Here is a 12,743-nt window from a genome sequence, read left to right on the forward strand (position 1 = left end):
GCCCGCCCTGCCTCGGCCGTGTGTCCAAATGTATAACATTCCCCCGCCGATCCCGCCTGTTCAGGATGTTGATCTTCGGCAAAGCGCTGCGGAAAAGGGCGCCACGGGCGCTTTCCGCCCGCTGCCCGCCATGCGCGCCCGCGCGGCGCCCGGCGTGGTAGCCTTTTCGCGTGCCCCGCCCCGCCGAATCCCCTCCCGCCCGCACCCCCGCGCCCGCCAGGGCCGCACCCAGCCCGGCCCGCAAGGCGCTGGAGAAGCTGGGCCTCACGCGCGACATCGACCTGGCCCTGCACCTGCCGCTGCGCTACGAGGACGAGACGCGCATCACCCCGATCCGCAGCGCGCGCGAGGGTGAGACGGTGCAGATCGAGGGCACGGTGACGGCCAGCGAGATCCAGCTGCGCCCGCGCCGCCAGCTCGTGGTGACGCTGGAGGACGGCACGGGCAGCTGCGAGCTGCGCTTCTTCAGCTTCTACCCCTCGCACCAGAAGACCATGGCCGTGGGCGAGCGCCTGCGCGCGCGCGGCGAGGTCAGGGGCGGCTTCTGGGGCCGGCAGATGCTGCACCCCGCGTTCCGCAAGGCCGAGGGCGCGCTGCCCGCCGCGCTCACCCCTGTCTACCCCACGGTGGCGCAGCTGCCCCAGGCCTACCTGCGCCGGGCCGTGGCCAGCGCCCTCGCGCGCGTGGACCTGCCCGAGACCCTGCCGCCAGGGCTGGAGCCTCCGCTGCTGCGGTTCGATAGTAAAAATGGGCTGCAGCGCCCGTGGAGCCTGCGCGAGTCGCTCCTGTTTTTGCATCACCCCACGCCCGATGCGGCGCTGGCCACGCTGCAGGACCACAGCCACCCGGCCTGGCAGCGCCTGAAGGCCGAGGAGCTGCTGGCGCAGCAGCTGTCGCAGCTGACCGCCAAGCGCGAGCGCGCGCGCCTGCGCGCGCCCCGGCTGGATCCCGCGTCCGGCGCGCAGGCGCTGCACGAACAGCTGCTGGCCGCGCTGCCCTTCAGCCTGACGGCGGCGCAGCGCCGCGTGGGCGAGGAGATCGCGCACGACCTCGCGCGCGCCGTGCCCATGCACCGGCTGTTGCAGGGCGACGTGGGCTCGGGCAAGACCGTGGTGGCCGCGCTGGCCGCCACCCGGTGCATGGACGCGGGCTGGCAATGCGCGCTGATGGCGCCCACGGAGATATTGGCCGAGCAGCATTTCGCCAAGCTCATCGGCTGGCTGGAGCCGCTGCTGGCCGTGCGCGGACTGCAGGTGGCATGGCTGGTGGGCGGGCAGAAGAAGAAGGAGCGCCAGGCGATGCTGGAACGCATCGCCAGCGGCGAGGCCGCGCTCGTCGTGGGCACGCATGCCGTGATCCAGGAGCAGGTGCGCTTCCGGAACCTGGCGCTGGCCGTGATCGACGAGCAGCACCGCTTCGGCGTGGCCCAGCGCCTGGCGCTGCGGCAAAAGCTCCAGCACGACGGCATGGAGCCGCACCTGCTGATGATGAGCGCCACGCCCATCCCGCGCACCCTGGCCATGAGCTACTACGCGGACCTGGACGTCTCCACCATCGACGAACTGCCCCCGGGCCGCACGCCCATCGTCACCAAGCTCATCGCCGACAGCCGCAAGGACCAGGTGGTCGAGCGCATCGGCGCGCAGGTGGCCGCGGGGCGGCAGGTGTACTGGGTGTGCCCGCTGATCGAGGAGAGCGAGGCGCTGGACCTGTCCAACGCCACGGCCACGCACGCGGATCTGAGCGAGGCCCTGCCCGGCGTGGCCGTGGGCCTCTTGCACTCGCGCATGCCCGGCGCAGAGAAGAAGGCCGTCATGGAGGAGTTCAAGAGCGGCCGCATGGGCGTGCTCGTGTCCACCACCGTCATCGAGGTGGGCGTGGACGTGCCCAACGCATCGCTCATGGTCATCGAGCATGCCGAGCGCTTCGGCCTGTCGCAGCTGCACCAGCTGCGCGGGCGCGTAGGGCGCGGGGCCGCGGCGTCGGCCTGCGTGCTGCTGTACTCCACGGGCGATTCCGGGCGCCTGGGCGAGACCGCGCGCGAGCGCCTCAAGGCCATGGCCGAGACCACGGACGGCTTCGAGATCGCGCGGCGCGACCTGGAGATCCGCGGCCCGGGCGAGTTCCTGGGCGCGCGCCAGTCGGGCGACGCGCTGCTGCGCTTCGCCGACCTGGCCACGGACACGGCGCTGCTCGAATGGGCGCGCGCCGCGGCGCCGCAGATGCTGGACCGGCATGCGGCGCTGGCGGCCCGGCATGTCCAGCGCTGGCTGGGCGCAAGGTCAGACTATCTGAAGGCGTGAATGAAGACGTGAAAACCACCATGCAAGGCGCGGCATGGCATTGCACAATGGCCGCCTAATGCCACGACAGCCATGACTCTCACTGAACTCAAATACATCGTCGCCGTCGCGCGCGAAAAGCACTTTGGCCGTGCCGCCGAGGCCTGCTACGTCTCCCAGCCCACGCTGTCGGTGGCGGTGAAGAAGCTCGAGGACGAGCTCGAGGTCAAGCTGTTCGAGCGCAGCGCGGGCGACGTCACGGTCACGCCGCTGGGCGAGGAGATCGTGCGCCAGGCGCAAAGCGTGCTGGAGCAGGCGGCCGAGATCAAGGAGATCGCCAAGCGCGGCAAGGACCCGCTGGCCGGCCCGCTCACCCTGGGCGTGATCTACACCATAGGCCCCTACCTGCTGCCCGAGCTGGTGCGCCACTCCATCGCGCTCACGCCGCAGATGCCGCTGATGCTGCAGGAGAACTTCACCGTCAAGCTGCTGGAGATGCTGCGCACCGGCGAGATCGACTGCGCCATCCTGGCCGAACCCTTCCCCGACACGGGCCTGGCGGTCGCGCCGCTGTACGACGAGCCCTTCCTGGCCGCCGTGCCCTCCAGCCACCCGCTGGCCGAGCGCAAGTCGGTGTCGGCCATGGAGCTCAAGAACGAGACCATGCTGCTGCTCGGCGCCGGCCACTGCTTCCGCGACCACGTGCTCGAGGTCTGCCCCGAGTTCGCGCGCTACGCGAGCAACGCCGAGGGCATACGCCGCACCTTCGAGGGCTCGTCGCTGGAGACCATCAAGCACATGGTCTCGGCCGGCATGGGCGTGACCCTGGTGCCGCGCCTGTCGGTGCCGCGCGACGCGCTGCATACGGGCGCGCGCCGGCGCAAGAGCGACGACACGCACATCCGCTACCTGCCGGTCAAGGAAAGCGACGGCAGCGCCCCGCCCATGCGCCGCGTGGTGTTGGCCTGGCGGCGCAGCTTCACGCGCTACGAGGCCATCGCCGCGCTGCGCAACGCCATCTACGCCTGCGAGCTGCCGGGGGTGAAACGGTTGTGCTGAACGAACCCGCTATGCCCGCGATTGCCACAAATCATGGGTCCGGGCGTGCCCTGGCCGCGTACCTGCGCTACAGTTCTTGCCAAGCCCTGCACCGTGCGGGGCTGGTATGGCATGAAAGGAACACGCACCATGGCTAAAGCTGGCAACTCAACGAAAAAGACCGCCGCCCTCGCAGGCGCACCGGCGATCAACATCGGCATCAACGACAAGGACCGCGCCGCCATCGCCAAGGGCCTGTCGCGCCTGCTGGCCGACACCTACACGCTGTACCTGACGACGCACAACTTCCACTGGAACGTGACGGGCCCCATGTTCAACACGCTGCACACCATGTTCATGGAGCAGTACACCGAGCTGTGGAACGCGGTCGACCCGATCGCCGAGCGCATCCGCGCGCTGGGCCACGTGGCGCCGGGCTCCTATGGCGCGTTCGGCAAGCTCTCGTCGCTGCAGGACGCCCCGGCCGAACCGCCCAAGGCCTTCGACATGGTGCGCACCCTGGTGCAGGGCCACGAGGCCGTGGCACGCACCGCGCGCGAGCTGTTCCCCATTGCCGACAAGGTCTGCGACGAGCCCACGGCCGACCTGCTGACCCAGCGCCTGACGGTGCACGAGCAGACGGCCTGGATGCTACGCTCTCTACTAGAAGATTGATAGCGTTCAGCGCTTGATGTGCAAGGGCTTCGGCCCTTTTCTTTTTGATTCCTGCCGCCATGTCCGCCGCCCCCCCACGCTCCAGGCTGTCGCTCTACCTCGACCTGATCCGCTTCTACCGCCCCGCGGGCTGGCTGGTGCTGGTGTGGCCCACGCTGGTGGCGCTGTGGGCGGCGGCCGACGGTTTTCCGGGCTGGCACCTGCTGCTGGTGTTCGTGGCCGGCACGGTGCTCATGAGGAGCGCGGGCTGCTGCATCAACGACATTGCGGACCGCGACTTCGACCGTCACGTCAAGCGCACCACGGCGCGCCCCATCACCAGCGGGCAGGTCAGCGTGATGGAGGCGGCCCTGGTGGGCGCCGCGCTGGCCCTGGCGGCGCTGGCGCTGGTGCTGACCACGCGCTGGCAGGCCGTGGCCTGGTCCGTGCCGGCCGTGGCGTTCACCATCCTCTACCCGTTCACCAAGCGCTTCTTCGCCATGCCGCAGGCCTTCCTGGGCATTGCGTTCAACTTCGGCATCGTCATCGCCTTTGCCGCCGTGCAGGGCCGCGTGCCGGCCACGGCCTGGGTGCTGTGGCTGGCCAACATGTTCCTGGTGCTGGCCTACGACACCGAGTACGCCATGGTGGACCGCGACGACGACCTGCTGATCGGCATGAAGACCTCGGCCATCACGCTGGGGCGCTTCGACGTGGCGGCCATCATGGCTTTCTTCGTGGCGTGCCTGGCCTTGACGGCCTGGGTGCTTGCGCCCTACGGCCTGGGCTGGCCGCTGTGGCTGGGGCTGGCCGTGGCGGCGGCGCAGGTGCTGTGGCACTACCGGCTGATCCGCGGGCGCACGCGCGAGGGCTGCTTCGTCGCCTTCAGCAAGAGCCACTGGATCGGCGCGGCGATCTTTGCCGGCGTGGCGCTGGGGTACGCGCTGCGCTGAACGCGCTCAGCAGGGCGTGGCGCCGGGCATCTGCAGGCAGATGGCGCCGTCGATCCTCTTGCCGTCGAACGTGGTTTCGTCGAAGGCCGCGGCGCTGTGGCCCTCGGGGTCGCTGGCCGTGACGCGCACCAGGTACCGGCCGGCCGGCAGGGCCCCCAGGCTCAGGGTGGTGCGGCCCGAGACGGATGCCGGGGCCTGGACCAGCGTGCCGTCGGCGAAGGCCGGCTGGCCCGCTTCGGCGCGCGCCACCTCCACGCGGTAGCTGATGGCCTTGCCCTGCGGGTGGAAGGGTGCGGGCCAGCTCCAGTCGAGCTCCAGGCTGCCGCCCTTGTCGCTGCCCGCCATCCAGTAGGGCATGGGGCGCTGCAGGCTTTGCAGGAAGAGGCCGTGGTTGGCGCCTATCACCGTCTGCAGGCGCTGGTATTCGGCGGCCCATTGCTCCATGGGCGTGCCCTGGCCCCTGGCGTCGAGGTTGGAGGCGTCGGGCGCGCGCGCCAGGATGGGCTCGACGATGGGGCGGTAGCTGTCGAGCAGCTGCCTGACGGCGGCGTCGGTGAGGTATTTGCCGCGGATCTCCTCGACCGCCGCCTGGAGCAGGGCCAGGTTGCCGGGCGCCGAGATAAAGCGCCTGTGCAGGGCGCTGTCCCACCAGGTGCTGAGCCCCTGGTTCCACGACGGATAGGCCGCGGCGCCGGGCTGCTGGGGGTAGCCCAGCGCGCCGTCGTAGTCCCAGGGCAGGAAGTAGAACTTTTCGCCGCCCAGCGGCTGGTACAGGCCGAAGTTCTGGCTGGCCGTGTCCCAGTTGCCCAGCAGGATGGCGGTGGCCAGCCAGGCCAGGTAGTTGTTGCGGTCGAAGTAGCGCGCGAACGTGGCCTGGAACGGCGTCGCGTCGCTGTCCAGGGCCTTCACGGCATCGACGATGGCCTGGTGGTTGCCCGCGTCGGACTCGATCTCCAGCAGCTGCTCGAAACCCGGCCCGGCCTTGCCGCCGGCAAGGGCCTGCAGCCGCGCATCGGTGTTGAAGTTGAACGAGGCGACCTTGTAGACGTTGGAGCCGGCCGTCCAGCCGCGGAGTGCCAGATAGCCTTTGCCGCCGAGCTTCTCGACGTGGGTGAACAGGCCCATGGGCCGAGGCCCGGCGCCGTCGGCCGCGTCGTAGCGGATGTCGACGAACTGGGTGCGCAGGCTTTCGTGGTAGGGCACGGTGCGCATCAGGTCGAAGGCCAGCTTGTTGCGCACGCGCGTCAGGTCGTAGGGGTGCTTGTTGAGGTTCAGGGTGTCCTCGCCCCACCAGGTGGTGCCCTTGTCGAACTTGACGCGGTAGGACTTGAGCGCGGCCTCGCGCGTGCTGCTGCCGCGCATGCGCATCTTGGCAGCGGCATTCTTGACCAGTCCGTCGCCGCTGGTGGCCAGCACCTTGATCTCGGGCTCGCAGTCGTCGGCCTTGTTCTCGTCCAGGTCCACCGTGTCCAGCGTCACCATGCCGCCGGGGTAGCTCGGCGGCGGGCTGGCCAGCTGCTGGCAGCTGTCCTTGTCCGCCAGGTACCAGCCGGGGCCGGATGCCGGCGTGGGCTGGTAGCCCAGGTCCAGCGTGAGCAGGGCGGGCGCCGCGTAGGGGTAGAGGTCCTGCGCGCGCGGCAGGTCACCGGGCCCGGGAGTGAACGGGGCCTGGCTTTGCGGCGGCTCGGGCAGGCTCTCGTAGTCCCCGCCGCCGCAGGATGCCAGGGCCAGGCAGGCGCCGAGCACGGCGGGATGGAACCGGAAGGAAGGTCGGCAATGCACGGGTGGCGCCTGGGTCGGGTTGGAGGGACGGCCGCAGTTATAAAAGATTTTCGCGGCCTGCCGGGTGGGGACCGCCGCGCCGGCGCCGGGGGAGTGGATGCGTGCGCTGCCGTCAGCCGGCGCCGCCGAACTCGTCGCCGAGTTCGCGCGCGCGGTTTTCCGCAGCATCGAGCGCGCGCATGAAGCGCTGCGCCACCTCGTCGGCCTCCATGGACTGGATGGCCGCATACGTTGTGCCGCCCTTGGAGGTGACGCGCTCGCGCAGCACGGACAGGGGCTCCTCGGAGCGGCGCGCGAGCTCGGCCGCGCCGGCGAAGGTGCCCACGGCCAGCTGGTGCGCCTGCGCCTGCGTCAGGCCCATGTCCACGCCGGCGTTGGTCATGGCTTCGAGGAAATAGAACACATAGGCCGGGCCCGAGCCCGACAGGGCCGTGACGGCGTCCAGCAGCGACTCCTGCTCCACCCACAGGCAGGCGCCCATGGTGGCCACGACCTGCTCCGCCAGCGCGCGCTCGGGCGCGCCGACGCGGCCGGCGCGCGCGTACAGGCCCGTCATGCCCTGGCCGATGAGCGCGGGCGTATTGGGCATGGCGCGCACGATGCGCTCGCTGCCGAGCCACTGGGCGATGCTGCCCGTGCGTATGCCCGCCGCCACGCTCAGGTGCAGCGCGCCCGCCGTGTGCGGCGCCGCCTGCAGCGCCGCCTCCCTGAAGGTCTGGGGCTTGACGGCCCACACCACCAGGCCGGCGCGCGCCAGCGCCGCCGCGGGCGCCGGCTGCGCCGTGATGCCGAACTTGTGCAGCAGGGTGGTGCGCGCCGCCTCGAAAGGCTCGACGACCTCGATCTGGCTGGCGGGCAGACCCTGCTGGATCAGGCCGCCGATGATGGCGCTGGCCATGTTGCCGCCGCCGATGAAGGCGATGGGGGGGAGGGCGGAGGTGCTGGTTGTCATGGGTGGGCGATGGGAAAGAAAAGCGTCAGGCAGGATTGTGCGCCTGCGTTTACTATCAAAAAAATAGCTGCTGGCGCCTGCTGCTACGTGTTTTTACGTGCTTTTGACTGAAAACCAAGTACAGGCAGGCGCCAGCAGCTATGTTTTTAGTAATTCAGGCGCCTGGCGCGGGCAGCACCGCCTGCGCCACGGCATGCTCCCAGCGCGCCATGAGTGCCTCGGCCTGGTCGCGCGGCAGGGTGGGCACAAAGCGGCGTTCGGCGCGCCACAGCCGCGCCAGCTCCTCCCGGCTGGCGTAGACGCCGCTGGACAGGCCCGCCAGGTAGGCCGCGCCGAGCGCCGTGGTTTCCACGCAGGCCGGGCGCACCACGGGAATGCCCAGCAGGTCGGCCTGGAACTGCATGAGCAGGTCGTTCACGCAGGCGCCGCCGTCCACGCGCAGCTCGGAGACGGGCGCGCCGCCGGCGGCCACGGCGTCGCGGCCCATGGCGCCGAGCAGCGCCGCGCTCTGGTAGGCGATGGATTCGAGCGCCGCGCGCGCGATGTGCGCGAGCGTGGTGCCGCGCGTCAGGCCCGTGATGGTGCCGCGCGCGTCGGGCTTCCAGTACGGCGCGCCCAGGCCGGTGAAGGCGGGCACCATCATCACGCCGCCCGAGTCGGGCACGCTCTCGGCGAGCGCCTGCACCTCGCTGCTGGCCGGGATGGCGCGCAGCCCGTCGCGCAGCCACTGCACCACGGCGCCGCCCACGAAGACGCTGCCTTCCAGGGCGTATTCGGGCGCCGGGCCGACTTGCGCGGCGCTGGTGGTCAGCAGGCCGTTCTCGCTCTTGCGGAAGCTGCCGCCCGTGTGCATGAGCATGAAGCAACCCGTGCCGTAGGTGTTCTTGGCCATGCCGGAGGAAAAGCACGCCTGGCCGAACAGCGCGGCCTGCTGGTCGCCGGCCACGCCGCCGATGGCGATCGCGCCGCCCAGCAGGCCGGGGTCGGTCGCGCCGAAGTCGCTCGCGGAGGGCAGCACCTCGGGCATGAGCGCGCGCGGGATGTCGAACAGCCCCAGCAGCTCCTCGTCCCACTGGTTGGTGTGCACGTTCAGCAGCATGGTGCGGCTGGCGTTGCTCACGTCGGTGGCGTGGCGGCGCCCGCCGGTCAGCTGCCAGATCAGCCAGCTGTCCACCGTGCCGAAGGCCAGCTCGCCGCGCTCGGCCTGCGCGCGGGCGCCGGGCACGTTGTCCAGCAGCCATTGCAGCTTGGTGGCCGAGAAGTACGCGTCGATCAGCAGGCCGGTGCGCGACTGGATCAGGCCGGCATGGCCCTGCGCGCGCAGCCGTGCGCACGCGGGCTCGGCGCGCCGGTCCTGCCAGACGATGGCGTGGTGTACGGGCTGGCCCGTCGCGCGGTTCCACAGCACCGTGGTCTCGCGCTGGTTGGTGATGCCCAGCGCGTGGATGTCGCCCGCCGACAGGCCCGCCCGCGCCAGGGCCTCGCGCGCGGTGGCGATCTGGGTACGCCAGATCTCGCGCGGGTCGTGCTCCACCCAGCCGGGCCGCGGGTAGATCTGCGCCAGCTCCTGCTGCGCCTGCGCCACCACGCGGCCCTGGGCGTCGAAGACGATGCTGCGCGAACTGGAGGTGCCTTGGTCGAGGGCGAGCAGGTAGGTCATGGTGCGGGTCGGAAAAAAAGGATCAGGCGATGGTGCACCGCACCTGCGCCTCTTGCAGCAGGGCGGGGAAGGGCTCGGGCGGCGGCGCGTCGGTGAACAGCCGGTCGATCTGGTCGAGCGTGGCCAGCTGCACCATGGCCGGGCGGTTGAACTTGCTCTGGTCGGCGGCCAGCCAGACCTCGCGCGCCTGCGCGATGATGGTCTGCGCCACCTTCACCTCGCGCAGGTCGAAGTCGCGCAGCGTGCCGTCGCTCTCGATGCCCGAGATGCCGATGAGCGCGATGTCCACGCGGAACTGGCGGATGAAATCCACCGCCGCCTCGCCCACGATGCCGCGGTCGCGCGCGCGCACCGCGCCGCCGGCCACGATCACCTCGCAATCGGGGTTCTCGCACAGGATGGCGGCGACGTTGAGGTTGTTGGTGATGACGCGCAGGCCCCGGTGCTGCAGAAGGGCGCGTGCGACGGCCTCGGTGGTGGTGCCGATGTTGAGGATCAGCGAGCAGCCCTGCGGCACCTGGGCCGCTACCGCGCGCGCGATGCAGGCCTTGCCCTCGGCGTTGAGGCTCTCGCGCTGGGTGTGGGCCAGGTTCTCCACGGTGGACCCGGGCAGGCGCACGCCGCCGTGAAAGCGCGTCACCAGGCCCTGCTCGGCCAGGCGCTGCACGTCGCGGCGCACGGTCTGCAGCGTCACGCCCAGGGCCTCGGCGAGATGCTCCACGCTGGCGCTGCGGTGCTCGCGGACATGGGCCAGCAGCTGGAGTTGGCGGGGGTTGTGGTTCACGGTCTGCGGCGGCGGGATGAGGGGTTCACAGTGTCACATAAGAAGAAATATAATCAAAAAGGAAAATAAACGAAAATATCCGAACATCTGCGGCCCGCGAATGGCGCCGCGCGAAGGCCGGTATGAACACTGCAAGCCAAGCCCCGCCCCTGACCACCGACCGCGCCGAGCTGCTGGCGCGCCTGGCCCAGCCCCGCACCTACGACCTGGCGGTGGTCGGCGGCGGCGCCACCGGCCTGGGCGTGGCGCTGGACGCCGCGGCGCGGGGCTTCTCCGTGGTGCTGGTGGAGTCGCACGACTTCGCCAAGGGCACCTCCTCGCGCGCCACCAAGCTGGTGCACGGCGGCGTGCGTTACCTGGCCCAGGGCAACATCGCCCTGGTGCGCGAGGCCCTGCACGAGCGCACCACGCTTTTGCACAACGCGCCGCACCTGGCGCAGCCGCTGGCCTTCGTCATGCCCTCGTACAAGCTGTGGGAGACGCCGTTCTACGGCGTGGGCCTGAAGATGTACGACGCCCTGGCAGGCCAGGCCGGCCTGGGCGCGACCGAATTCCTCGGGCGCATGGACACCCTGCGCTGCCTGCCCACGGCGCGCGCCGAGGGGCTCAAGGGCGGCGTCAAGTACTGGGACGGCCAGTTCGACGATGCCCGCCTGGCCCTGGCCCTGGCGCGCACGGCCGCGCAGCGGGGCGCGCTGCTGGTCAACTACTGCCCCGCGCGCGGCCTGCTGCACGAGGGCGGCAGGCTCGTGGGCCTGGTCTGCGAGGACGCGGAGACCGGCCGGCGCTTCGATCTGCGCGCGCGCGCCGTGGTCAACGCCACCGGCGTGTGGGTGGACGAACTGCGCCAGCAGGACGGCCAGGCCCTGGGCCGGCCCGTGCGGCCCATGGTCGCGCCCAGCCAGGGCGTGCACATCGTCGTGGACCGCGAATTCCTGCCCTCCGACCATGCCCTGCTCGTGCCCAAGACGGCGGACGCTCGCGTGCTCTTCGCCGTGCCCTGGCTGGGCAAGCTCATCCTGGGCACCACCGACAGTCCGCGCCAGGACCTGGCGCGCGAGCCGCTCGCGTTCAAGGAAGAGGTCGATTTCATCCTGAGCGAATCGGCCAAATACCTGCGCCGCGCGCCGCTCCCCGAGGACGTGCGCAGCATCTGGGTGGGCCTGCGCCCGCTGGTCAGGCCGCAGGACGACGAGGGCGGCAACACCAAGGCCATCAGCCGCGAGCACACGGTGCTGGCCAGCGCAAGCGGCCTGGTCACCGTCACTGGCGGCAAATGGACCACCTACCGCGCCATGGCCGAGGATGTGCTGCAGAAATGCTTCGATGCGGGCCTGCTGCCCGCGCGGGCGGCAGGCGCCACCCGGCGGCTGCCCCTGGCCGGGGCGCCCCTGGAGCCGCCGCGCCAGCGCATGTGCGATGCGCAGGGGCTGCACTCCTATGGCCTCGACGCGGCCGCCGTGCTGCGGCTGCCCGGCGCGGACCAGTGGCTGGCCGAGGGGCTGAGCGAGGCCATGGTGCGCTTCGCGGCGCGCCATGAATACGCGCGCACGGTGGAGGATGTGCTGGCGCGGCGCAGCCGCCTGCTGTTCCTCGACGCGCGCCTGGCCGCCCGGCTGGCCCCGCGCGTGGCGGTCATCCTGCAGGAAGAACTGGGGTGCGATCCGCATCTGGCGGACTTCCTTGCCTTGGCGCAGCAGTACCACCACCTTCCTGCCTGAGTATTTAGGCAGCAGGTACTTGACTCTGTTCCTTGTTGCGGTGATAATCCAAGGCTTCGCGTGAAATGCGCGAGGTTTCTGCCCAGTGGAAGCGCTGCGAAATGGTTCGCGGCGTGGACGACGGGCCCAAGACTGACTGGCTGCTCGCAGCCCTCGAGAAGGACTCTGGGGCTGTCGGGATGTGCTGGTGCAAGTTGGGAATATTGAAATGATCCAAACAGAATCTCGGTTAGACGTTGCCGACAATACCGGCGCGAAGTCCGTCCTGTGCATCAAGGTGCTGGGCGGTTCCAAGCGTCGCTATGCAAGCGTTGGCGACATCATCAAGGTGAGCGTGAAGGAGGCTGCACCGCGTGGTCGCGTCAAGAAGGGCGAGATCTACAGCGCTGTGGTCGTTCGCACGGCGAAGGGCATTCGCCGCGGCGACGGCTCGCTCGTCAAGTTCGACGGCAATGCGGCAGTGTTGCTCAATTCCAAGCTGGAGCCCATCGGCACCCGCATCTTCGGCCCCGTGACGCGCGAGCTGCGCACGGAGCGCTTCATGAAGATCGTGTCCCTGGCTCCCGAAGTTCTCTGAAGGACGAGCCATGAACAAGATCCGCAAGGGCGACGAAGTCATCGTGCTCACCGGGCGCGACAAGGGCAAGCGCGGCACGGTCACGCTGCGCAAGGATGACTCCCATCTGGTCATCGAAGGCATCAACCTGGTCAAGAAGCATGTCAAGCCGAACCCCATGAAGGGCACGAACGGCGGCATCGTGGAAAAGGCCATGCCTATTCACCAGTCCAACGTGGCCATCTTCAATGCCGCTACCGGCAAGGCTGATCGCGTGGGCATCAAGGTGCAGGCCGACGGCACGCGTGTACGCGTGTTCAAGTCCAGCGGCGCCGAAATCAAGGCTGCCTAAGGAGAGTCC

General features: G+C 70.1%; 11 protein-coding genes. 7 read left to right on the top strand and 4 right to left on the bottom strand.

The genetic code is table 11. The features are described 5' to 3' along the window. The first annotated feature begins 170 nt into the window (after positions 1–170). From recG to ubiA, 4 genes are all read left to right on the top strand, one after another. Entirely contained in the window at positions 171–2,303 is a 2,133-nt protein-coding gene (gene recG, locus ACX12L_RS03795; protein ID WP_459261346.1) for an ATP-dependent DNA helicase RecG, read from the top strand. A 72-nt stretch (positions 2,304–2,375) separates the two neighbouring features. Then, entirely contained in the window at positions 2,376–3,341 is a 966-nt protein-coding gene (locus tag ACX12L_RS03800) for a LysR substrate-binding domain-containing protein (RefSeq protein WP_459261347.1), read from the top strand. Positions 3,342–3,470: 129 nt separating this feature from the next. Next, positions 3,471–3,995 carry a Dps family protein gene (locus tag ACX12L_RS03805; RefSeq protein WP_459261348.1) on the top strand — a complete coding sequence of 175 codons (525 nt, stop codon included), beginning with the start codon at positions 3,471–3,473 and terminating at the stop codon, positions 3,993–3,995. A gap of 59 nt (positions 3,996–4,054) precedes the next feature. Then, positions 4,055–4,927, top strand: a complete 873-nt coding sequence (gene ubiA / locus ACX12L_RS03810) for a 4-hydroxybenzoate octaprenyltransferase (protein ID WP_459261349.1) — start codon at positions 4,055–4,057, stop codon at positions 4,925–4,927. A 6-nt stretch (positions 4,928–4,933) separates the two neighbouring features. On the opposite strand, the gene ACX12L_RS03815 is transcribed toward ubiA, so the two are convergent. From ACX12L_RS03815 to ACX12L_RS03830, 4 genes are all read right to left on the bottom strand, one after another. Then, entirely contained in the window at positions 4,934–6,709 is a 1,776-nt protein-coding gene (locus ACX12L_RS03815; protein ID WP_459261350.1) for a CotH kinase family protein, read from the bottom strand. A 112-nt stretch (positions 6,710–6,821) separates the two neighbouring features. Next, positions 6,822–7,661 (bottom strand): pyrroline-5-carboxylate reductase, encoded by an 840-nt coding sequence (gene proC, locus ACX12L_RS03820; protein WP_459261351.1) that lies wholly within the window; start codon positions 7,659–7,661, stop codon positions 6,822–6,824. 154 nt (positions 7,662–7,815) lie between these two features. Then, positions 7,816–9,321 (bottom strand): glycerol kinase GlpK, encoded by a 1,506-nt coding sequence (gene glpK, locus ACX12L_RS03825; RefSeq protein ID WP_459261352.1) that lies wholly within the window; start codon positions 9,319–9,321, stop codon positions 7,816–7,818. A gap of 22 nt (positions 9,322–9,343) precedes the next feature. After that, entirely contained in the window at positions 9,344–10,105 is a 762-nt protein-coding gene (locus ACX12L_RS03830) for a DeoR/GlpR family DNA-binding transcription regulator (RefSeq protein ID WP_459261353.1), read from the bottom strand. A 122-nt stretch (positions 10,106–10,227) separates the two neighbouring features. Here ACX12L_RS03830 and ACX12L_RS03835 point away from each other — a divergent pair, with 122 nt between their 5' ends. The 3 genes from ACX12L_RS03835 to rplX all read left to right on the top strand — a co-directional run bounded on the left by ACX12L_RS03835 (position 10,228) and on the right by rplX (position 12,734). After that, positions 10,228–11,826: a glycerol-3-phosphate dehydrogenase/oxidase gene (locus ACX12L_RS03835; protein ID WP_459261354.1), complete on the top strand. Its 1,599-nt coding sequence runs from the start codon at positions 10,228–10,230 to the stop codon at positions 11,824–11,826. 208 nt (positions 11,827–12,034) lie between these two features. Continuing rightward, positions 12,035–12,403 carry a 50S ribosomal protein L14 gene (rplN, locus tag ACX12L_RS03840; protein ID WP_013520745.1) on the top strand — a complete coding sequence of 123 codons (369 nt, stop codon included), beginning with the start codon at positions 12,035–12,037 and terminating at the stop codon, positions 12,401–12,403. Positions 12,404–12,413: 10 nt separating this feature from the next. After that, positions 12,414–12,734, top strand: a complete 321-nt coding sequence (gene rplX, locus ACX12L_RS03845; protein ID WP_459261355.1) for a 50S ribosomal protein L24 — start codon at positions 12,414–12,416, stop codon at positions 12,732–12,734. Positions 12,735–12,743 lie beyond the last annotated feature (9 nt).

Source organism: Alicycliphilus sp. T452, assembly GCF_054512775.1.